The organism is Rhizobium croatiense (assembly GCF_019793465.1).
GTDB classification, from domain to species: domain Bacteria; phylum Pseudomonadota; class Alphaproteobacteria; order Rhizobiales; family Rhizobiaceae; genus Rhizobium; species Rhizobium croatiense.
The window spans coordinates 31349-51086 of the sequence record NZ_JAILYJ010000021.1 but is presented as its reverse complement, the minus strand read 5'-3'; the positions used below and the strand labels follow the sequence as shown (position 1 = coordinate 51086).

General features: G+C 61.9%; 22 protein-coding genes. 11 read left to right on the top strand and 11 right to left on the bottom strand.

Annotated elements, in window-relative coordinates; genetic code table 11:
* Window positions 1–5: 5 nt before the first annotated feature.
* The 3 genes from ftsY to K6M89_RS26925 all read left to right on the top strand — a co-directional run bounded on the left by ftsY (window position 6) and on the right by K6M89_RS26925 (window position 2887).
* Window positions 6–1580 (top strand): signal recognition particle-docking protein FtsY, encoded by a 1575-nt coding sequence (ftsY, locus tag K6M89_RS26935; protein ID WP_222141633.1) that lies wholly within the window; start codon window positions 6–8, stop codon window positions 1578–1580.
* A gap of 78 nt (window positions 1581–1658) precedes the next feature.
* Complete coding sequence (locus K6M89_RS26930; RefSeq protein ID WP_222141632.1) at window positions 1659–2303, top strand: septation protein A; 645 nt, start codon at window positions 1659–1661, stop codon at window positions 2301–2303.
* Complete coding sequence (locus tag K6M89_RS26925) at window positions 2300–2887, top strand: DUF2585 domain-containing protein (protein ID WP_222141631.1); 588 nt, start codon at window positions 2300–2302, stop codon at window positions 2885–2887. The genes K6M89_RS26930 and K6M89_RS26925 overlap by 4 nt, the downstream gene beginning before the upstream one ends.
* 42 nt (window positions 2888–2929) lie before the next feature.
* Here the strand turns inward: K6M89_RS26925 and K6M89_RS26920 are convergent, their stop codons facing one another.
* The 5 genes from K6M89_RS26920 to ccmA are packed head-to-tail and all read right to left on the bottom strand — an operon-like array spanning window position 2930 to window position 5819.
* Entirely contained in the window at window positions 2930–3538 is a 609-nt protein-coding gene (locus tag K6M89_RS26920; RefSeq protein WP_222141630.1) for a DsbE family thiol:disulfide interchange protein, read from the bottom strand.
* Window positions 3535–3702: a heme exporter protein CcmD gene (gene ccmD, locus K6M89_RS26915; RefSeq protein ID WP_222141629.1), complete on the bottom strand. Its 168-nt coding sequence runs from the start codon at window positions 3700–3702 to the stop codon at window positions 3535–3537. The genes K6M89_RS26920 and ccmD overlap by 4 nt, the downstream gene beginning before the upstream one ends.
* 4 nt (window positions 3703–3706) lie before the next feature.
* Complete coding sequence (locus tag K6M89_RS26910) at window positions 3707–4468, bottom strand: heme ABC transporter permease (protein ID WP_096762051.1); 762 nt, start codon at window positions 4466–4468, stop codon at window positions 3707–3709.
* A 47-nt stretch (window positions 4469–4515) separates the two neighbouring features.
* A complete protein-coding gene (gene ccmB, locus K6M89_RS26905) occupies window positions 4516–5175 on the bottom strand; it encodes a heme exporter protein CcmB (protein WP_183597785.1) in 660 nt (219 codons plus the stop codon).
* Window positions 5172–5819, bottom strand: coding sequence for a heme ABC exporter ATP-binding protein CcmA (gene ccmA, locus K6M89_RS26900; RefSeq protein ID WP_222141628.1), 648 nt, complete (start codon window positions 5817–5819; stop codon window positions 5172–5174). Before ccmA ends, ccmB begins: the two co-directional genes overlap by 4 nt.
* 262 nt (window positions 5820–6081) lie before the next feature.
* Between ccmA and acnA the strand changes: the two genes are divergently transcribed.
* From acnA to K6M89_RS26885, 3 genes are all read left to right on the top strand, one after another.
* A complete protein-coding gene (acnA, locus tag K6M89_RS26895) occupies window positions 6082–8772 on the top strand; it encodes an aconitate hydratase AcnA (protein WP_222141627.1) in 2691 nt (896 codons plus the stop codon).
* A gap of 231 nt (window positions 8773–9003) precedes the next feature.
* Window positions 9004–9744, top strand: coding sequence for a DUF1223 domain-containing protein (locus tag K6M89_RS26890; RefSeq protein ID WP_222141626.1), 741 nt, complete (start codon window positions 9004–9006; stop codon window positions 9742–9744).
* Window positions 9745–10024: 280 nt separating this feature from the next.
* Entirely contained in the window at window positions 10025–10426 is a 402-nt protein-coding gene (locus K6M89_RS26885) for a DUF2794 domain-containing protein (RefSeq protein ID WP_010026852.1), read from the top strand.
* Between the two features lie 6 nt (window positions 10427–10432).
* On the opposite strand, the gene K6M89_RS26880 is transcribed toward K6M89_RS26885, so the two are convergent.
* The 4 genes from K6M89_RS26880 to K6M89_RS26865 all read right to left on the bottom strand — a co-directional run bounded on the left by K6M89_RS26880 (window position 10433) and on the right by K6M89_RS26865 (window position 15253).
* Window positions 10433–10990, bottom strand: a complete 558-nt coding sequence (locus K6M89_RS26880) for a GNAT family N-acetyltransferase (RefSeq protein WP_222141625.1) — start codon at window positions 10988–10990, stop codon at window positions 10433–10435.
* A gap of 106 nt (window positions 10991–11096) precedes the next feature.
* Window positions 11097–11825: a Bax inhibitor-1/YccA family protein gene (locus K6M89_RS26875; protein WP_097580562.1), complete on the bottom strand. Its 729-nt coding sequence runs from the start codon at window positions 11823–11825 to the stop codon at window positions 11097–11099.
* A 180-nt stretch (window positions 11826–12005) separates the two neighbouring features.
* A complete protein-coding gene (locus K6M89_RS26870; protein WP_222141624.1) occupies window positions 12006–14549 on the bottom strand; it encodes an ABC transporter permease in 2544 nt (847 codons plus the stop codon).
* Entirely contained in the window at window positions 14546–15253 is a 708-nt protein-coding gene (locus K6M89_RS26865; protein WP_064683834.1) for an ABC transporter ATP-binding protein, read from the bottom strand. The genes K6M89_RS26870 and K6M89_RS26865 overlap by 4 nt, the downstream gene beginning before the upstream one ends.
* Before the next feature lie 72 nt (window positions 15254–15325).
* Here K6M89_RS26865 and K6M89_RS26860 point away from each other — a divergent pair, with 72 nt between their 5' ends.
* Complete coding sequence (locus K6M89_RS26860; protein ID WP_097605921.1) at window positions 15326–15970, top strand: arylesterase; 645 nt, start codon at window positions 15326–15328, stop codon at window positions 15968–15970.
* Between the two features lie 68 nt (window positions 15971–16038).
* Window positions 16039–16632: an RNA 2',3'-cyclic phosphodiesterase gene (gene thpR, locus K6M89_RS26855; RefSeq protein ID WP_222141623.1), complete on the top strand. Its 594-nt coding sequence runs from the start codon at window positions 16039–16041 to the stop codon at window positions 16630–16632.
* On the opposite strand, the gene K6M89_RS26850 is transcribed toward thpR, so the two are convergent.
* On the bottom strand, window positions 16539–17039 hold the full coding sequence (locus K6M89_RS26850; RefSeq protein ID WP_222141622.1) for a low molecular weight protein-tyrosine-phosphatase: 501 nt from the start codon (window positions 17037–17039) through the stop codon (window positions 16539–16541). The two genes, thpR and K6M89_RS26850, sit on opposite strands and share 94 nt — an antisense overlap.
* 35 nt (window positions 17040–17074) lie before the next feature.
* Between K6M89_RS26850 and K6M89_RS26845 the strand changes: the two genes are divergently transcribed.
* Together K6M89_RS26845 and K6M89_RS26840 are read left to right on the top strand one after the other, a co-directional pair.
* Complete coding sequence (locus K6M89_RS26845) at window positions 17075–17380, top strand: 4a-hydroxytetrahydrobiopterin dehydratase (protein WP_222141621.1); 306 nt, start codon at window positions 17075–17077, stop codon at window positions 17378–17380.
* Window positions 17381–17474: 94 nt separating this feature from the next.
* On the top strand, window positions 17475–17867 hold the full coding sequence (locus tag K6M89_RS26840; protein ID WP_064683829.1) for a YkvA family protein: 393 nt from the start codon (window positions 17475–17477) through the stop codon (window positions 17865–17867).
* A gap of 13 nt (window positions 17868–17880) precedes the next feature.
* On the opposite strand, the gene K6M89_RS26835 is transcribed toward K6M89_RS26840, so the two are convergent.
* A complete protein-coding gene (locus tag K6M89_RS26835) occupies window positions 17881–18441 on the bottom strand; it encodes a sigma-70 family RNA polymerase sigma factor (RefSeq protein WP_222141620.1) in 561 nt (186 codons plus the stop codon).
* A gap of 335 nt (window positions 18442–18776) precedes the next feature.
* On the opposite strand from K6M89_RS26835, the gene K6M89_RS26830 reads away from it, so the two are divergent.
* Window positions 18777–19286, top strand: a complete 510-nt coding sequence (locus K6M89_RS26830; protein WP_222141619.1) for an invasion associated locus B family protein — start codon at window positions 18777–18779, stop codon at window positions 19284–19286.
* The last annotated feature ends 452 nt before the right edge of the window (window positions 19287–19738 follow it).

The following is a 19738-nucleotide window of genomic DNA, read 5'->3' as shown; positions in this document are numbered from 1 at the left end:
TTCTCATGGCTCTCAGTTTCATCAAAAAGGTCTTCACCTTCGGCAAGCCGGCTGAAGAGCCCGTGCCCGATGCCGTGGAAAGGGAACTCGAGCCGCGCTCGCGCGACGAAGATCTGCCGGTCGCCGACGATCCCGTTCTTCCCGAGGAGATGGATGCGGGTGGTGGACCGGCGGCGGATGTCGATGAAGCGTCAGGAGAGCCGGAACCTGTCGCGGCTGAAACGGAAGTGCTGCCGCCGGCCGATCATCTGGGCGACATGGGCGTCGTGCCGTTGTCGCTACTGGAGGCCGAGGCGGAAGCCGAGCAAGATACCCCCCCTACCCTGCCGGGCGTCCCCCCCACAGGTGGGGGGACTGAGCAGTCGGATGCCGCTCGCCAGTCCATGGATGTGGAAAGCGAGTCTGCACATGCGGAGAGTGAGCCGGCTGCTTCGGCTGATGCCGTCAATGTGGCGGAACACATCGCCGCGAGTTTCCCCCCACCTGTGGGGGGGATGCCCGGCAGGGTAGGGGGGGAAGCCGTCGATCGCGAGCTTTCCACCGAAACGCCCTTGCCGCCATTGGAGATGGAGCTAGCGCCAGCGGTTGAGCCCATCCTCCCCAAAGGCTTCGCCACCGGCCCCGCGATCGTCGAACCGCAGCCTGTCGCTCCACAGGCGAAACTCAGCTGGTTCCAGCGGCTGCGCAACGGGCTTGCGCGCACCTCCTCGCAGCTCACCAATCAGATCACCGCGCTCTTCACCAAGCGCAAGCTCGACGACGAGACGCTGCAGGATCTCGAAGACCTGCTGATCCAGGCCGATCTCGGTGTCGAGACGGCGCTGCGCGTCACCGATACGCTTGCGTCCGAACGTTACGGCAAGGACGTCACCGGCGAGGATGTCAGCCGCATCATGGCGTCCGAAATCGCCAAGGTCCTGAAGCCGGTCGCCAAGCCGCTGCAGCTCGATCTCTCGCACAAGCCGCACGTCATCCTTGTCGTCGGCGTCAACGGCACAGGCAAGACCACGACGATCGGCAAGCTGGCGGCAAAGCTTTCGGGCGCCGGGCTGAAGGTGATGCTGGCGGCCGGCGATACGTTCCGCGCGGCGGCGATCGAGCAGTTGAAGATCTGGGCCGAGCGGACCAAATCCGAATTCGTCGGCACCAAGCTCGGCGCCGATGCCGCCGGCCTTGCCTATGACGCCTTCGAACAGGCGAAAGCGAAGAAATGCGACGTGCTGATCGTCGATACCGCCGGCCGCCTGCAGAACAAGGCCGAGCTGATGGCCGAGCTCGAGAAGATCGTGCGGGTGCTCGGCAAGCTCGATCCCGATGCGCCGCATACGGTGCTGCAGACACTCGACGCCACGACGGGGCAGAATGCGCTGAGCCAGGTCGAGATCTTCCGCAATGTCGCCGGCGTCAACGGGCTAATCATGACCAAGCTCGACGGCACGGCGCGCGGCGGCATTCTCGTCGCGATCTCCGCCAAGCACAAGCTGCCGGTCTATTTCATCGGCGTCGGCGAGGGTGTCGACGATCTGGAGCCGTTCGAGGCCGAGGATTTCGCCCACGCCATTGCCGGGCTTCCCCAATGATGCCACAGATAAGCCGCCGAAGGCCTGCAAGGGACGGTCGGGAAACGAATTTTTAGAAGTAGCAGGTTCGAAGAACGCATGACCACCGAAAGCGATATCACCCCGAGCGCCGCCGACCGCCATCATCCGATGCTGAAACTGGCGCTGGAACTCGGGCCGCTGATGGTCTTCTTTTTTGCCAATCTGCGCGGTCAATGGCTGGTGGAAATATTTCCTGCCCTTTCGGAACTGGGCGGTCCTCTGTTTGTCGCGACCGCGCTTTTTATGGCAGCGACAGTCACTTCGCTGATCGTGTCGAAGATCGTGCTCGGCCATTTGCCGATCATGCCCTTTGTCTCCGGCATCGTCGTCGTTATCTTCGGCTCTCTGTCGATCTGGCTGCAGAACGAGACCTTCATCAAAATGAAGCCGACCATCGTCAATGCGCTCTTCGGAGTCGCGCTGCTCGGCGGGCTTGCCTTCGGCCGCTCGCTGCTCGGTTATGTCTTCAACGCTGCCTTCCAGCTCGATGCAGAGGGTTGGCGCAAGCTTACCATCCGCTGGGGCGTCTTCTTCCTATTCCTAGCCGTGCTGAACGAAGTCGTCTGGCGCAATTTTTCGGACGATGCCTGGGTCGCCTTCAAAGTCTGGGGCACGATGCCGATCACCATCATCTTCACGCTAGCGCAAATGCCGCTGGTGCTGAAACATAGCGTCAACCTGGAAACGGACGGTGAGACGTGAGCACAGCGGACGCCGAATATCGAGTCAGACACCAGAGCTTCTGGCTGGTCGCCTGTCTTGCGGTGCTGGCCTCCCAGGTCGTCGCCGAATATCTGATGGGCCGGGTGCCGATCTGCGCCTGCGGTTATGTCAAGCTGTGGGAAGACGGGGTCAATACCAGCGGCAATTCGCAGCATCTGTCCGACTGGTACACGCCGTCGCACATCATCCACGGCTTCCTGTTCTACGGGCTCGGCCACCTGGTCCTGCGCCGCAAGCCGCTGGCGGCGCGGCTGCTCCTGGCACTGGTGATCGAATCCGGCTGGGAACTGCTCGAAAATTCGCCGCTAATCATCGACCGCTACCGCACGGCGACGATCGCGCTCGATTATTACGGCGACAGCATCCTGAATTCGGCAATGGACACCGCCTTCATGTGCGTCGGTTTCTTTTTCGCCTCACGGGCGCCGGTGGCGGTCACGGTGGCGATCGCCATCTTCTTCGAGATTTTCACCGGCTATGTCATCCGCGATAATCTGACGCTGAACGTGCTGATGCTGGTCTGGCCGGTGGAGGCGATCAAGGTCTGGCAGGGTGGAGCTTAACCTGCCTCGGCAACCCCCTTGTGGGGAGGGGTCTTTCTTGACTTACGAAGCCGGCTTCGCCAGCGCCTTTTCCATCGCTGGAAACAGCCCTTCCTTCAGGCTGATATCGTCGAAGGGGCCGACGCGCTTGTAGAGGATCGTGCCGTCGGCGCCGACCAGATAGCTTTCCGGGATACCGTAGACACCCCAGTCGATCGCCGCCTTGCCGTTTGGATCGATGCCGATCGCCCGATAGGGATTTCCGAGTTCGCCGAGGAAACGCAGGGCGTTGTCGTTCTTGTCCTTGTAATTGATGGCGACGATGTTGAGCCGACCGTCTTTCGCCAGTTCCTTCAAGATCGGATGTTCGTCCCTGCAGGGGATGCACCAGGAGGCGAAAACGTTGACGAGGGTCAGCTTGCCCTTGATCGCCGCATCGGTGAGCGCCGGCAGGTTTGCCCCGTCGAGCGGCGGAAGGTTCAGCGCCGGCGCCTTGGTGCCGATCAGGGCCGATGGGATTTCGGCGATGTTCTTGCCATGGAAATCCTGGTCGTAGAGCATCTTGGCGGCCGTCGCGGCAATGGCGCCGAAGACCATCAGCGGCAGAAGCGCCAGAGCGTAGCGACCAAGTCCGCGCGGCCTTATGGTTTTGGTTTCGGGCGCCTCGTTCATTCGCCGTCCCCCGCGCGCGCCGAGCGGCGGCGAATGCCTGCGGCTTCGAGGGCTGCGAGTTCACGGCGGCGCGCCCGCCCGTCGGCCCAGGTCCAGACGGCGACCGCGACCGTCACGAGGGCTGCAAAGCCGTAAGAGGCGTAGACGTAGAAAGCATGCGTCATGGGTCTATTCCTCCCGGCTCGCCATCCGGGCGGCGAGACGGCGCTGTGCGGCGATGCGGCGGCGCCAGATTTCGTTCCTCATCGCCATGATGTGCAAGGTGAAGAAGAGGAGCGTGAAGGCGATCGCCATGACGAGGAGCGGGCGCAGGAATTCCGGGTCGATCGCCGGACCGCCGATCCTGAGCACGCTCGCCGACTGGTGCAGCGTGTTCCACCATTCGACGGAGAACTTGATGATCGGAATGTTGACGAAGCCGACGAGAATAAGCACGGCGCAGACCCGCGCGGCCCTCGACGGATCGTCGATGGCGCGGCTCAGCGCAATCAGGCCGAGATACATCAGAAAGAGGACGAAAACGGAGGTCAGGCGGGCGTCCCAGACCCACCAGGTGCCCCACATCGGTTTGCCCCAGAGCGAGCCGGTGACGAGCGCCAGCAGAGTGAAGGCGGCGCCGAGCGGGGCTGCGGCCTTGGCGGAGACGTCGGCCAGCGGATGGCGCCAGACCAGTGTGCCGATCGCCGAGACACTCATGATCGTGTAGCACATCATCGAGAGCCAGGCGGCCGGGACGTGGATATACATGATACGGACGGTCTCGCCCTGCTGGTAATCGCCTTCGGTGGAGAAGCTGAGATAGAGGCCGGCCGCGAAACAGAGCGCGGTGATGCCGGCCAACCAGGGGATGACGCGGGCCGCCAGCGCCAGAAACAGCGTCGGGTTGGCGAGATCGCTGAATTTGCGGATGGCAAGGCTTGTGTCGTTCATGGCTGCTTCCTTACCTTGATCCGGCTTTTCCCGCAATCGAATGGCATTCAATCCGACGCGTTTCGCAGCGCAAGCGCAGCGGCGGCCGGGCCGATCACCGCGAAGAACAGCGTCAGTGCGGTCAGGATGAGGAAGGGTGGCAGGAACGGGACGGGATCCTCGACGGCGGCATAGGTGGCGCTGACGCCGAAGATCAGAACCGGGATGGTCAGCGGCAGGACCAGGATCGAGACCAGCAGGCCACCACGGGGCAGGGCGACGGCAACGGCGGCGCCGACGGCGCCGATGAAGGTGATGGCCGGCGAACCGACGAGCAGCGTCAGCGCGGTCGCGCCGATCGCCGTCTCGTCCATATTCATGAAGAGGCCGAGCAGCGGCGAGGCGATGACCAAAGGCAGGCTGGTGGCCGTCCAGTGGGCACAGCATTTGACCAGTACGGTGAGGACAAGCGGTGTTTCCCGCGTCAGCATCAGGTCGAGCGATCCATCGTCGCGCTCGGCCTGGAACAGGCGGTCGAGGCCAAGAAGGGCTGCAAGCAGGGCGCCGATCCAGACGATGGCGGGGCCGATACGGGAAAGAAGCTTGAGATCCGGGCCGACGCCGAAGGGAATGACGGCGACGACGGTCAGGAAGAATAGTACTCCGATCAACGCACCGCCCCCGGCGCGGATAGAGAGCTTGAGGTCGCGGAGGAAGAGGGCGGTCATCCCCACACCCCCTGATCCACGCCGGCAAAGCCCGTCATCTTCAATTCCTGCACATTCTTCAGCCCCAGCGGCTGATGTGTCGCCGCCAGCACGATGCCGCCTTTCGCCAGATGCGCTTCGATCAATCCGGCAAACAGCCGATCGGCGCTGGCATCGAGGGCCGCTGTGGGCTCGTCGAGGATCCAGACGGGCCGGTGGGAAACGAGCAGCTTGGCGAAGGCGAATCGGCGCTGCTGGCCGGCGGAGAGATAGCCGAAGGGAAGATGGGTTATTCCCGAAAGGCCGACGGCTTCGGCTGCCGCTTCGAGGGGTAGGCCGGCGGGTGCATCCGTTTCGCCGAGGAAGGCGCTCCAGAAATCAAGGTTCTCTGCAACCGTAAGTTCATTCTTCATCGCATTTCGATGGCCGAGGTAGTGGCAGACCTCGCCGGGATGCCGGCCTCCCCGGCTGCCGTCGCCATGAAAGATGACAGTGCCCTTTTCCGGCCTCAGGAGGCCGGCGACAACGCGTAGCAAAGTGGACTTTCCCGATCCATTTCTGCCAGTGAGAACGAGTGCCTCGCCGGCTGCCAAGTAAAAGGAAATGTTAACGAAAATGAGATCGTCACCGCGCCTTGCGGCCAGATTTTCGGCGGTGAGATGCATGCATTGGCTCTTTCTTCGTTTCGGCTTTCGGAGGGGTCAAAAAATGTCCGATTTTGACCGTTTCCGGGTATGGCAAGTTTTTAGGAAATTATCTATAAGACCTGCAACCACGCCAGCGGTCGGCGTGAATTTCATCCTTGCGCCGAACTTGGAGCATCTGTTCCACGTGCGGACAGCGGAAATGGCCGTACCCGCATCCTGATGTGCATTAAGTGCATAGGCGTTCGCACGACTGTGTTGGCTATCAGAAACGGGGTCTCTCGTGTCTAAATCTCTTGACAGTTTCAATTGTCGTTCCACGCTTTCGGTGAACGGGAAGGACTATGTCTATTACAGCCTGCCCAAGGCTGAGGCAAACGGTCTGGCCGGCGTGTCGAAGCTTCCCTATTCGATGAAGGTGCTGCTCGAAAACCTGCTGCGCTTCGAAGACGGCCAATCGGTCACCAAGGAGCACATCCTGGCCGTTGCCGAGTGGCTCAACAACAAGGGTGCGGTCGAAAACGAAATCGCCTATCGCCCGGCGCGCGTGCTGATGCAGGACTTCACCGGCGTTCCCGCCGTCGTCGACCTTGCCGCGATGCGCGACGCGATGGTGTCGCTCGGCGGCGATCCCGAGAAGATCAACCCGCTCGTTCCGGTCGATCTCGTCATCGATCACTCCGTCATCGTCGACGAATTCGGCACGCCGCAGGCTTTCGCCCGTAACGTCGAGCTGGAATACCAGCGCAACGGCGAGCGCTACCGCTTCCTGAAGTGGGGCCAGCAGGCCTTCAAGAATTTCCGCGTCGTGCCTCCCGGCACCGGCATCTGTCATCAGGTCAATCTCGAATATCTCGGCCAGACCGTCTGGACCAAGGAAGAGGACGGCGAGACGATCGCCTATCCCGATACCTGCGTCGGCACAGACAGCCACACGACGATGATCAACGGTCTCGGCGTTCTCGGCTGGGGCGTGGGCGGTATCGAAGCGGAAGCCGCGATGCTCGGCCAGCCGGTTTCGATGCTGCTGCCCGAAGTCATCGGCTTCAAGCTGACCGGCAAGCTCAAGGAAGGCGTCACCGCGACCGACCTCGTTCTCACCGTCGTGCAGATGCTGCGCAAGAAGGGCGTCGTTTCGAAGTTTGTCGAATTTTTCGGCCCCGGCATGGACAACATGCCGCTCGCCGACCGTGCGACGATCGGCAATATGGGCCCGGAATATGGTGCCACCTGCGGCTTCTTCCCTGTTGACGGCGAAACCATCAACTACCTCACCATGTCCGGCCGCACGCATGACCGGATCGCGCTGGTCGAAGCCTATTCGAAGGCTCAGGGCATGTGGCGCGAAGGCGATGGTTCCGATCTCGTCTTCACCGACACGCTGGAACTCGACCTCGGCGACGTCGTCCCGTCGATGGCCGGCCCGAAGCGTCCGGAAGGCCGCATCGCGCTCGAAAACATCGCTTCCGGTTTCGCAGGCTCGATGGAAGCCGACTACAAGAAGCCCGGCCAGCTTGCCAACCGCTATGCGGTCGAAGGCACGGATTTCGATCTCGGCCATGGCGACGTGGCGATTGCCGCCATCACCTCCTGCACCAACACCTCCAACCCGTCGGTGCTGATCGCTGCCGGCCTTCTTGCCCGCAACGCCGTTGCCAAGGGCCTGAAGACCAAGCCGTGGGTCAAGACCTCGCTCGCTCCGGGATCGCAGGTCGTCGGCGAATATCTCGCCAAGTCGGGCCTGCAGGCCGACCTCGACAAGCTCGGCTTCAACCTCGTCGGCTTCGGCTGCACTACCTGCATTGGCAATTCCGGCCCGCTGCCGGCGCCGATCTCGAAGACGATCAACGACAAGGGCCTGATCGTATCCGGCGTGCTTTCCGGCAACCGTAACTTCGAAGGCCGTATCTCGCCTGACGTCCAGGCGAACTACCTCGCTTCGCCGCCGCTCGTCGTCGCCTACGCGCTTGCCGGCACGGTTCAGAAGGACCTGACGAAGGAGCCGATCGGCGAAGACCAGAATGGCAACCCCGTCTACCTCAAGGACATCTGGCCGACTTCGAAGGAAGTCCAGGAATTCATCCTGAAATACGTGACCCGCGAGCTCTACGAAAGCAAGTATGCCGACGTCTTCAAGGGCGACGTCAACTGGCAGGCCGTCCAGGTCCCGCCGGGCCAGACCTATGCCTGGGACGACGATTCGACCTATGTCCAGAACCCGCCTTACTTCGTCGGCATGGGCAAGAAGGGCACCGGCGTCGCCGACATCAAGAGCGCGCGCGTCCTCGGTCTGTTCGGTGACAAGATCACCACCGACCACATCTCTCCGGCCGGTTCGATCAAGGCAGCATCGCCGGCCGGCGCCTATCTGATCGGTCATGACGTTTCCGTTGCCGACTTCAACCAGTACGGCACGCGGCGCGGCAACCATGAAGTGATGATGCGCGGCACGTTTGCCAATATCCGCATCCGCAACCACATGCTCGGCCCGAACGGCAAGGAAGGTGGCTACACCATCCACTACCCGTCGAAGGAAGAGACGTCGATCTACGACGCGGCGATGCAGTACAAGGCCGAAGGTGTGCCGCTCGTCATCTTCGCCGGTGTCGAATACGGCAACGGCTCCTCGCGCGACTGGGCGGCCAAGGGCACCAACCTGCTCGGCGTCAAGGCGGTGGTCGCCCAGTCTTTCGAGCGTATCCATCGCTCGAACCTCGTCGGCATGGGCGTCATCCCCTTCGTCTTCGAAGAGGGCACGACCTGGCAGAGCCTCGGCCTCAAGGGCGACGAACTCGTCACCATCGAGGGCCTGGACAAGATCAACCCGCGCGAGCGGAAGATCGCCAAAATCACCTATAGCGACGGCACCGTGAAGGACGTTCCGCTGCTGTCGCGTGTCGATACGCTCGACGAGGTGATCTACCTCAACAATGGCGGCATCCTGCAGACGGTCCTGCGCGATCTCGCTGCCTGATCGTTAAGAGCCTGACATGATCACGGCCGCCGGAAAGCAATTTCCGGCGGCCTTCTTATGCTGCGACAGTCATCGAGCGAACTCACGATGATTTGTTTTCCGCGGCTTCCGGTCGTGCTGCGTCTCACCCGTTCGTGACTTTTCGTTTGGACCCGGAAGGATTATTCGTACGTTCATATCTCAGCGCCTCCGGTTCCAATACGCCGTCGGCGCTGAAAAAGAGGTGCATGAATGTCCCCCCGTTTCTTGATTCCGCTATTGGCCGGTGTTGTTCTCGCAGGCCCGCTGCATGCCGAAGACGGCACGCCGAAAGGCGTCGTCGAGCTCTTCACGGCGCAGGGCTGCTCCTCCTGTCCCCCCGCTGATGCGGCTTTCCGCAAGCTGGTGAACCAGGGCGATGTCATCGCGCTCGCCTATCACGTCGATTACTGGAATTATCTCGGCTGGGCCGATACGCTGAGCTCGAAGGAAAACACCGAGCGGCAATACGGCTATGCCAGGACGATGGGCCGCAGCAACGTCTACACGCCGCAAGCCATCGTCAACGGGCGCGGCCATCTCGCCGGTTCTGATCTCACGGGCATCAATAGCCGGATCGACAGCTACAGCAGCGAAGGCAACGGATTGACCGTTCCCATCAGCGCATCGATGCGCGGCGACGAGTTGGAGATCAGGATCGGCGCAGGGCAGGGTAAAGCCAATGTCGTCATGGTCTATTTCGACAAGGAAAAGACGATCGCCGTCGAAAAGGGTGAGAACAGCGGCAAGAAGCTCTCCTATCTGCACAGCGTTACCAATGTCGAAACCGTCGGCATGTGGGATGGCAAGGCGACCAATCTGACGCTGCCGGCAAGCGTCCTGCAGCGGCCGCAGCTCGAGGGTTGCGCTATCCTGCTGCAGTCGGCGACCGCGGACGGCGATCCGGCCGCGATCCTTGGCGCGACGGTGGTGATGGCGGGCAAAAATATCTGATTTCATCCTGATACGGATGAAGATCCGGGCGGCCCGGCCGAGCGTATTCGGGGCTGGGGTTAAGGTCGATACGCTCCGCCGGGCCCTTTGGCGCGCTGGCGCCAAACCGGGATGCATAATTCTCCTGCAAATGAGGCGCTGTTTTGACTGAAATGCGGCGCTGCCGAGAAAGCGTCGACTCTTCCACTGCGGCCGAATGTGACGGGCCGCACTCTTGCAATTTGTAGCGGCTCGGGCAAACTGTCATTCTCCTGTCACAAGCGGAGGCCTCGGGAGACTGATGACAGATCAGCCGGATTTGCGACACGGCGAAAGCCGCTCCGTCGACAATAGTTCTTCAGTCGTCGTCGATCTCAGGGAATACAAACAAAGCAAAGACCCGCTCCCGGTGACCTTCCATAGGCGCGAACTCGACGCGATCCTGTGGATCTACGGCCGCATGGTCGGCGAGGGTGAATGGCGCGATTACGCCATCGATCACCTGAAAGACAGGGCGGTGTTTTCCGTCTTCAAGCGCTCCGGCGAAATGCCGTTCTTCCGAATCGAAAAGAACCCGAAGCTCGCCGCCAAACAAGGCGCCTACTCCGTCATCAACGTCAACGGCATGATCCTGAAGCGCGGACACGAGCTGAACCACGTCCTCAAGGTGTTCGACAAGGCTTTGAAGCTGGTCGATAAGTAAGCCTGATCAGCCGGCGAACAGCGTGCCGGGATAGGCGGATGGATCCGGATCGGTCGTCATGCCCTCGCCGAGGCTGCGCTGCATGAGTATCGTGTCGAGCCAGCGGCCATGCTTGTAGCCCGTGCCCTGCATCAGGCCGACCTCCACGAAGCCCGCCTTGAGATGAAGCGCGATCGAGGCGGGGCTTGCGCCGCCGATGACGGCCACCATCTGACGAAAACCGAGGACGGTACAGCGGTCGATCAACTCGGTCATCAGTGCCTTACCGATGCCGCGGCCGCGCGCTTCGGGCGGCAGGTAGATCGAATCCTCCACCATCCAGCGATAGGCCGGGCGGGTGCGGAAGGCCGAGGCATAGGCGTAGCCGAGGAAGTTTCCGTCGTCATCGGCTGCGGCGATATAGGGATATTGCTGGCCGATGATCGCCGCAAAACGCTGCGCCATCTCGGCCTCGGAGGGCGGCGCAATCTCGTAGCTTGCAACGCCGTTCAGGACGGAGTCGCGGTAGATATCGGTGATGGCGGGAATATCGGCCTCAGAGGCGTCGCGCAGAAGGAAGGACATCGGGCAGTGGTCCAGCGGCGGATGGAGCTCCTCTAAAACCATCCCTCCGAAAACGGCGCAACAAAAAAGGCGGCCGAAGCCGCCTTTTCGATCTCGATGGACCTGCTTATTTACGGTTGCCCATGAACTGCAGCAGGAACATGAAGAGGTTGATGAAGTCGAGATAGAGCGTCAGCGCGCCCATGATCGCCTTGCGGCCGGCAACAGCAACGTCATCAGCTTCGTAGTAGAGCTCCTTGATCCGCTGCGTGTCGTAGGCGGTCAGGCCTGCGAAGATCAGCACGCCGATCACCGAGATGGCGAACTGCATCGCGGACGAGGCCAGGAAGACGTTGACGAGCGAGGCGATGATCAGGCCGAAGAGACCCATGATCAGGAACGAGCCAATTGCCGACAGGTCACGCTTCGTCGTGTAGCCGTAAAGCGACAGCGCGCCGAAGGAGGCGGCGGTGACGAAGAACGTCTGAACGACACTCTGGCCGGTATAGATCAGGAAGATCGACGAGAGTGACAGGCCGACCAGCGCGGCATAGATCGCGAAGGTCGTCTGGGCGGCGCTCACCGTCATGCTATGGATCCGGAAGCTCAGGAAGAACACCAGAGCCAGCGGCGCCAGAATGACCACCCACTTCAGCGGGCTCAGATAGATCGCCTGACCGAAAGCGGTAATCTCGCCATTGGCGAAAGCGAATTGGAACGACAGATATGCGGCCACACCGGTGATCGCCAGACCCAGCGCCATCAGGTTGTAGACCTTGAGCATATAAGTGCGCAGGCCCTGATCAATCATCTCGCCGGTTTGAGCGCGGCTTTGATAGTTACGAAGATCAGCCATAGTTTCCTCTTACAAGCTCCGATGGAGTTACGGTGTCGGGGTTTTCGACCCGGGCGCCGCTGCGGAGCTCCAGCATGCCTGCAGACAATATGAGGCCTTCGCCCCTCGCAAACAAGAGGCTTGCAAGGGCCTGGCCGGTTAAATCGCAGTAAGGTGAAGGGTTTGGGCGTCGTTCGCCGGTCAAAGCTCGCGCAGGACGGGCGCCGCCTTCTGTCCGAGGATGCGCCAGGTGCCCATGAGGCCGATGCCGACGGTCAGGACGAGCGCCGTCACCAGCGTCAGCCCCGCCACATCGGGCAGAAAGGCCGAGGGCAGCCGCATGATGCGGGCGACGATGAACCAGGCGGCGGCGGCGCCGGCGATTAGCGCGAAGATCGCGGTCGCAAGCCCCAGGATCAGATATTCGTAACTGAAGGCGCGGATCAGCATGGCCCGGGTGGCGCCGAGCGTCTTCAGCACCACCGCATCGTGGGTGCGCGCCCGGTTGCCGGCGGCAAGCGCCCCGGCAAGGACGAGGATCGAGGCGATGAGGGCCACCGAGGCTGCGGCGCGGATCGCAGTCGCCAGCTGGGCCACCAGCTGGTTGACGATATCGATCGCGTCCTTGACGCGCACGCTGGTGATCGTCGGATAGGTGTTGGTGACGGATTTCAGGATCGCCGCATCTTCGGCCGGCGTCGAGGCGGGATCGGTCAGTGTCGCCAGCCAGGCGTGCGGGGCGCCGCGGAAGGTGTTCGGCGAGAAGACCATGACGAAATTGATCGACAGCGATTCCCACTGGACGCGGCGCAGATTGGCGATCTTGGCGGTGATGTTGCGGCCGAGTACGTTGACGGTCACGGTGTTGCCGATCTTCAGGCCGAGTTCATGCGCCTCTTCCGAGGAGAAGGAGACCAGCGGCTCGCCGCTGTAATCCTTGTCCCACCAGCTGCCTTCGGTCAGCGCAGCGTTTTCCGGCACGGTGTCGGAGTAGGTGATGCCGCGATCGCCGTTCAGCACCCAGCGGCCGGCGGCCGGCACGTTCATCTTGGCGACGTCCTCGCCGTTGAAGGCGACGATGCGGCCGCGCAGCATCGGCACCTCCATGAGCTTGCCCTTCGGCGCCTGCGCCTGGACGAGGTTGCGGAATGCGTCGACCTCGGCGCTCTGGATATCGACGAAGAAGAAGTTCGGCGCGCCCTCGTTCATGCGGCCGGTCAGCTGCTGGCGCAGGTTTCCGTCGATCAAGGTCAGCGTCACTAGCAACGCCAGGCCGAGGCCGAGCGACAGCACCACCGAGGGCGTCAGGGCGCCGGGTCGGTGGATATTGCCGATCGCGAGCCTGAGCGCCGGCGAGTGAACGCGCGGGCTGCGGCGGGCGAGCCAGGCGATCAGCGCGGCGACGAGCCGCAGGACGGCGAAGGCGAAGATGATGGCGCCGACGAAGACGACGGCGATGTAGCGGTCATAGGCGGTGAGAATGGCAAGACCGGCCAAGGCCGCCATGAATAGCGTCGCAAGCAGGATATAGGGCCAAGAGGGCAGGCGGCGGGCCTCGAAACCCTGCTCGCGGAAGAGCGCCGTCGCCGGCACTTCGCGGGCATGGCCGAGCGGCAGGATTGCGAAGGCGAGTGTCGTCAGGATGCCGAAGAACGCCGCAAGCAGCAGGGCGCCGGGATAGAGGGTCGGGGTTGTGGACACCGGCAGGAACTGCGCCAGGAACTGCGCGGCGAAGATCGGCGACAGGGCGCCGATGACGAGGCCGATCATGATGCCGCCAAACGCAATGATGGTAATCTGGAAGAGATAGATCAGCACGACGACGACGGCCGGCGCACCGAGGCATTTGAAGCTGGCGATGGTGGTGCGCTTGGAATCGAGGAAGGCACGCACCGCATTGGCGACGCCGACGCCGCCGACGATCAGCGCGGTCAAGCCGACCAGTGTCAGGAACTGCGAGAAGCGGGTGATGTTTTCAGTAAGCGAGGGTGCGGCTCGGTCGCTGGTGCGGATCGCCCAGCCGGCGGACGGGAATTCCCCGGAGGCGCGCGCCTGGATGCCCGATATCGCGCGCTTGTCCTCCAGCCGGATCTTGTAGGCATGTTCAACCAGGCTTCCGGTCTGGATCAGCCCCGACGATTCGAGCGCCCGGCGGCTGACGAGCAGGCGCGGCGCAAAGCCGAAACCTTCGGAGAGGGCGTCCGGCTCGGTCTTGACGGTGCCGGTGATGCTGAGTTTGACATTGCCGAGCAGCAATTCGTCGCCGACCGCAAGGCCAAGCCGGTCGAGCAGCAGCGGAGCTGCGACCGCGCCATAGGTGCCGCTTTGGGCCGAAAGCAGGGCTGCAAGCGGATAATCCGGCTCGGCTGCGAAGCTGCCGTAGAGCGGGTAGGCGTCGTCGACCGCCTTGACCTCGACCAGCGCCTGGTCGGAACCATCAGGCTTGCGGGCCATCGAGCGCAGACCGGTCGACACCGAGACGGTGCCGAGACTTTCGAGGAAAGCCATTTCCTCAGGTGTGGCCTCGCGGTTGTTGAGCTCGAAGCGGACGTCGCCGGCCAAAAGTTCCTGTCCCTGCGAGGCGATCGTGTCGGTGATCGACTGCGAAACCGAGTTGACGGCGGCAATCGCGCCTGTGCCGAGCGCGATACAGGCAAGAAAGATGTAGAAGCCGCGAATGCCGCCGCGCAGCTCACGCAGTGCCAGGCGAAAAGCAAGTGCGGTGCGCGGCGTGATCATTCTCATGCGAATGCCGCCTCGCTGCGGCGCGCAGCGCTGTCGTCTTCGATCCGGCCGGAGCGGACGCGGATCTGGCGCGAGCAGCGGCTCGCAAGCGAGACGTCGTGGGTGACGAGAAGCAGGGTCATGCCGCGTTCGGCCTGTTTGGAAAACAATAGGTCGGCGATCTGGCGGCCAGTCTCGGTATCGAGATTGCCCGTGGGCTCGTCGGCGATCAGCAAAGCGGGCGAGGGGGCGAGCGCTCTGGCGATCGCCACGCGCTGCTGTTCGCCGCCGGAAAGCTGGCCGGGATAGTGGTTCAACCTTTCGCCGAGACCGACCGAATTAAGCTCGCGGTGGGCGATCTCGAAGGCGTTGCGGACATTGGCGAGCTCCAGCGGCACGGCGACGTTTTCCAGCGCCGTCATGTTGGCGATCAGGTGGAAGGATTGGAAGACGATGCCGATGTTACGGCCGCGGAAATCGGCGACCTCATCCTCGCTCAGCGCGTGGAGCGGCGTGTCGTTGATGTTGATTTCGCCGCTGTCGAGCTTCTCCAATCCGGCAAGCACCATCAGCAGGGTGGACTTGCCGGAACCGGAAGGGCCGACGATGCCGACGGATTCGCCGGCTGATATATCGAGATCGATACCCTTCAGCACATGGACGGAGGCCGCGGCGCTGCCAAGGGTCAGATCGGCGCTCTTCAACTCGATGATGGTTTTTGCCAACGGAAATCGCCCTATATAAGCCCGTAATCAAATTGCCGCATAACGGCACCCCGCCAATCTAGGGAAAGCAGGATGAGATTTAAAGTTGCCGTCCTTCAATTCACCGTCATTGCCCTCTCACTGATCTTTGCCGCCGGCGCAAATGCGCGGACAATCAATCTCGTCGGATTCGGGGACAGCCTGATGGCAGGCTATCAGCTGCCGCCCGGCGACGGCTTTCCCGAAAAGCTGCAGGCGGCCTTGAAGGCGAAGGGACTCGACGTCGCCATCGCCAATGCCGGCGTTTCGGGCGATACGACGACAGGGGGGCTGGCCCGCATCGACTGGTCAGTGCCTGACGGCACCGATGGCGTCATCCTGGAGCTCGGCGCCAACGATGCGCTGCGCGGCATTCCGCCCGAAGAGAGCGAAAAGAATCTCGACCAGATGATAACGCGGCTGAAGGAACGCGGCATTGCCGTGCTCCTCGTCGGCATGATGGCGCCACCCAATATGGGCGCGGATTATGCCGAACGCTTCAATCCGATTTATCGGAAACTTTCGGAGAAACACGGAGTTCGGCTTTATGCCTTCTTCCTTGACGGCGTGGTGCTCGATGCAGGGCTCAAACTCAGCGACGGCATGCATCCGAATGCGAAGGGCGTGGATGTCATGGTTCAGAAGATGGAAGCCGATGTCACAAATTTCGTCGGGACGATTTCTACTGTGAAGAAATAGGGGCTTGCGCGCTCATTGATTGCGTGATTCCGTGTAAGCACCTGCAAAAGATTCGGGGAGTGCTCGTTATGCCGAGACTGTTTACCGCCCTCGAAATTCCGCGCAATGCGGCGATGAGCCTTTCATTGCTGCGCGGCGGCCTCCCCGGAGCACGATGGATCGATGTGGAGAATTATCACATCACCCTGCGCTTCATCGGTGATGTCGACGGCCGCACCGCCGATGAAATCGTCGAACGCCTCGACCGGATCGACCGGCCGGAATTCCAGTTCCGCCTCGAAGGCATCGGTTCCTTCGGCTCGAAGAAACCGCATTCGGTCTGGGCCGGCGTCTCGCAATCGCCTGAGATGTACGCCCTGCAGGGTGAGATCGAGCGCATCTGCCAGCGCATCGGCCTGCCGCCGGATCCCCGCAAATTCATGCCGCATGTGACGCTGGCACGGCTCAAATCGTCGCGGCTCGACGATGTCGTGCAATATCTGGCCGGGCGCGGCAACTTCCACACCGCAACGTTCACGGCGCCGCGCTTCGTGCTGCTTTCATCGCGCGAATCGGTGGGCGGCGGGCCTTACCTCACCGAGGAAGTGTTTCCGCTGCACGAGGCCCGCTCGACGCCCAGCGTTTCGAGCAGCGTGCTGCAGCCGGTCAAGAGCCTGATATAGACCAGCTCAAAGCCATCGGGGCCGCCATAATAGGGATCGGGAATGTCCTCTCCCGTTCCTAGAGCCGCATCGCCAAACAGGCGGATATTCACCTTGGGCGGCGCGATCTTGCCAAGCGTCGCCAGATTGTCGCGGTCCATGGCAAGGATCAGCTCGAAATTGCTGAAATCAGTTGGCCGGATGCGGCGGGCGCGCTGCGCCGCTATGTCGATGCCATGGCGTTGCGCGGTGGCGATCGAACGCCGGTCGGGTGGCTCGCCCTCATGCCAGCCGCCGGTGCCGGCTGAATCGACGGTGAAACGGCCGGTGAGACCAGCCTCGCTGACGAGATGACGAAAAATTCCCTCGGCAAGCGGAGAACGGCATATATTGCCCATGCAAACGAAGAGGATACTGATAGGCGTCATCGGTAGACCTGTCGGAAGAACAAGAGGAACATGGCATGAAATGGGAAAAACTGGAACGGGCGGCAGTCGAGGCGCAACTGGCGGGGCTTGCCGGCTGGGCGCTCAATGACGCGGCTTCCTCGATCTCGAAGACATTCAAGTTTTCGAATTTCATCGAGGCTTTCGGCTTCATGACGGAGGCAGCGATCACCGCCGAAAAGCTCAACCATCATCCCGAATGGTTCAACGTCTATTCCCGCGTGGATGTGACGCTGAACACGCATGATGCCGGCGGACTGACGGAGCTGGATTTCAAGCTCGCCAAGGCGATGGAGAAGGCGGCGGCACGACGTCTCGGCTGAAGGTCTTGCCGATCGAACGGGGCCGATTGAAAGGGGCCGATTGAAAGCCTGGGCGCCATCACCATATGTGCGCAGGGACGAAAGGATGTCAGGGATGGACGAGGTCAAATTCGGGGAAATCCTGCTGCCGGGCGACGAGGACACCCAGAGCCGGCGGGAGAAGACGGTGCGGCAGAAGTTCTGGCCGACTTTTCGCCGCGCCGTGCGGCAGATCCCGTTCTCACGCGACGTCGTCGCCGGCTTCTACTGCGCGCTCGATCCGCAAACACCGACCAAGGTGCGCGGTGTGCTGCTCGCAGCACTCGCCTATTTCGTCATGCCGGTCGACATGATCCCGGATATTTTCGCCGTCGTCGGCTTTTCTGACGATGTCGCCGTGCTTTCGGCCGCCTTCGCCATGGTACGCAGCCATATCCGGCCGGGCCATTACGACGCGGCGGACCGCGTCCTTGCCGACCCGCCAGCGGATACGATGAAAACGATTTGAAGGCCGCGCCGGTTCAGCCGAGCTCCTGATCCAGCACCTTGCGGAGTTTGCCGAAGGCAAGCCGGATCCGTGATTTCACCGTGCCGAGCGGCAGCCCGGTCGCTTCAGCGATCTCGGCGTGCGATTGGCCGAGAAAAAAGGCGGCACGCAGCATCTCGCGCTGTTCCTGCGGCAGTTGGCCGACTGCGGCACGGATTTTGGCGTCGCGATCGTCATTAACAATGATTTCTTCGGCACCGATGTCGGCCGGCGGCTGCAGGGTCGGGTCCGTCTCGTCAAAGGTGCGGGCGTCGGCGCGGCGCTGCAGGTCGATGCGGCGGTTGCGGGCAATGCGAAAGAGCCAGGTCGAGAGTGAAGACCGCGTGGCATCGTAGAGATAGGCCTTGTGCCAGAGCACGATCATGATCTCCTGAACCAGCTCCTCGGCCTCGCCGGAGGTCATTTTCCGGCGCATCAGCCAGGTCTTCAGACGCGGGGCGAAATAGTCGAACAGGATGGAGAAAGCCTGCTGGTCGCGATCGTCTGCGACAGCCTTTGCGAGGGCAGCGAAACGCCGTCTTTCCTCGGCATCCATGTCGTCTCACGAGCCCCCTGCGGCGAAAATTTCGTCCCGGATTTCCAAAGTCTTAATGAGGTACAACGGATTTTTGAAAGGTCAAACTCTTGCCTGAATCTTTGTGTCTTAGATTCACCCGAACGGCCGGCCGGTGCCATCGGCGCACCGGCATCGCAGCCGATTTCAGCAAGGGGCAAAAGTCATGGTCGAGCTGAAATGACACAGGCACATACAAATCGCAGCTATTGTTGACCATTTGGTAACCTGAATTAAGTCAAAATAAAGCAGATCGTGATTATGCGCGCCCGCTATGATCGCTTCGGGCCTTGAATCGCAAGAACCGGCAGGAATCCATGTTTGTAAAAAGTATCGTATCCGCCCTCGCACTCATCCTTGGTATGGCCGGAGTTGCGACAGCGCAGCAGGCCGCGCCGACCCGCATTCAGCAGTTCCAGGCATGGGGCGCCTATTCCTACAAGTCGGGCGCCAGCACCGTCTGCTACGTGCTGTCCGTGCCGACGGCAAAGCAGCCGGCAAGCGTCGACCACGGCGACAATTTCTTCATCGTCTCGCAGCGCCCCGGCCAGAACATCTCCTACGAGCCGCAGGCAATGATGGGCTACACGGTGAAGGAAAATTCGAAGATCAACGTCGTCATCGACAACAAGACCTTCGTGATGTTCACCAAGGACAAGGCCGGCTGGGTCGAGAACGCGGCTCAGGAGCCGGCCCTCGTCGCGGCGATGAAGACCGGTCATTCGATGACGGTCAATGCGGTCTCGCGCAAGGGCACGGGCACGTCCTACAGCTATTCGCTTTCGGGCATCTCGGCAGCGCTGAAGCAGATCGAAAGCTGCAAGTAGGCGCCTTTTGGCCAACGGAATCTCAAGGGCCGGCCTTGCGCCGGCCCTTGCTGTTTTCCATCTCTAGAGCCTTTCCTGGTTAGATTGAAGCATTCTGTTGGCTCAAACGGAGTCGGATGGTCGACCGGCCGGCGCGCGTCGTAGCCCAGCTCTACGGCCAAGCCGGCCGGTCGATCAGCCGGCCCGTTTTAGCCAACCCGAAGGGCCGGGCATCTTTCCGCCAGGATCAGAGGCGATCGGCTCGGACGTACCTGGGGGTATGCCCGTCGCCAATCGCCTCTGCCCTGACGAAAACCTGCTCCGGCAGAATGCTTCAATCTAACCAGGAAAGGCTCTATAGTGACGCGCCGACAAAATGATGCTAAAGGCCAGGCCAACAGCGGACAGATCGCGATATCAGTCGCCGTTCCGCCATTCAATTTCTGCCAATGTGCCGTCATGCGCCTCACCTC

Excerpts from the sequence above, each read along its gene's own strand:
- K6M89_RS26920 (WP_222141630.1), bottom strand. The coding sequence starts at position 3,538 with ATGAACGAGGCGCCCGAAACCAAAACCATAAGGCCGCGCGGACTTGGT.
- ftsY (WP_222141633.1), top strand. The coding sequence starts at position 6 with ATGGCTCTCAGTTTCATCAAAAAGGTCTTCACCTTCGGCAAGCCGGCT.
- K6M89_RS26845 (WP_222141621.1), top strand. The coding sequence starts at position 17,075 with ATGAAATGGGAAAAACTGGAACGGGCGGCAGTCGAGGCGCAACTGGCG.
- K6M89_RS26880 (WP_222141625.1), bottom strand. The coding sequence starts at position 10,990 with ATGTCCTTCCTTCTGCGCGACGCCTCTGAGGCCGATATTCCCGCCATC.
- K6M89_RS26870 (WP_222141624.1), bottom strand. The coding sequence starts at position 14,549 with ATGAGAATGATCACGCCGCGCACCGCACTTGCTTTTCGCCTGGCACTG.
- ccmB (WP_183597785.1), bottom strand. The coding sequence starts at position 5,175 with ATGACCGCCCTCTTCCTCCGCGACCTCAAGCTCTCTATCCGCGCCGGG.
- K6M89_RS26885 (WP_010026852.1), top strand. The coding sequence starts at position 10,025 with ATGACAGATCAGCCGGATTTGCGACACGGCGAAAGCCGCTCCGTCGAC.
- K6M89_RS26835 (WP_222141620.1), bottom strand. The coding sequence starts at position 18,441 with ATGGATGCCGAGGAAAGACGGCGTTTCGCTGCCCTCGCAAAGGCTGTC.
- K6M89_RS26840 (WP_064683829.1), top strand. The coding sequence starts at position 17,475 with ATGGACGAGGTCAAATTCGGGGAAATCCTGCTGCCGGGCGACGAGGAC.
- K6M89_RS26850 (WP_222141622.1), bottom strand. The coding sequence starts at position 17,039 with ATGACGCCTATCAGTATCCTCTTCGTTTGCATGGGCAATATATGCCGT.
- K6M89_RS26890 (WP_222141626.1), top strand. The coding sequence starts at position 9,004 with ATGTCCCCCCGTTTCTTGATTCCGCTATTGGCCGGTGTTGTTCTCGCA.
- ccmA (WP_222141628.1), bottom strand. The coding sequence starts at position 5,819 with ATGCATCTCACCGCCGAAAATCTGGCCGCAAGGCGCGGTGACGATCTC.
- K6M89_RS26930 (WP_222141632.1), top strand. The coding sequence starts at position 1,659 with ATGACCACCGAAAGCGATATCACCCCGAGCGCCGCCGACCGCCATCAT.
- ccmD (WP_222141629.1), bottom strand. The coding sequence starts at position 3,702 with ATGACGCATGCTTTCTACGTCTACGCCTCTTACGGCTTTGCAGCCCTC.
- thpR (WP_222141623.1), top strand. The coding sequence starts at position 16,039 with ATGCCGAGACTGTTTACCGCCCTCGAAATTCCGCGCAATGCGGCGATG.
- K6M89_RS26860 (WP_097605921.1), top strand. The coding sequence starts at position 15,326 with ATGAGATTTAAAGTTGCCGTCCTTCAATTCACCGTCATTGCCCTCTCA.
- K6M89_RS26875 (WP_097580562.1), bottom strand. The coding sequence starts at position 11,825 with ATGGCTGATCTTCGTAACTATCAAAGCCGCGCTCAAACCGGCGAGATG.
- K6M89_RS26910 (WP_096762051.1), bottom strand. The coding sequence starts at position 4,468 with ATGAACGACACAAGCCTTGCCATCCGCAAATTCAGCGATCTCGCCAAC.
- K6M89_RS26830 (WP_222141619.1), top strand. The coding sequence starts at position 18,777 with ATGTTTGTAAAAAGTATCGTATCCGCCCTCGCACTCATCCTTGGTATG.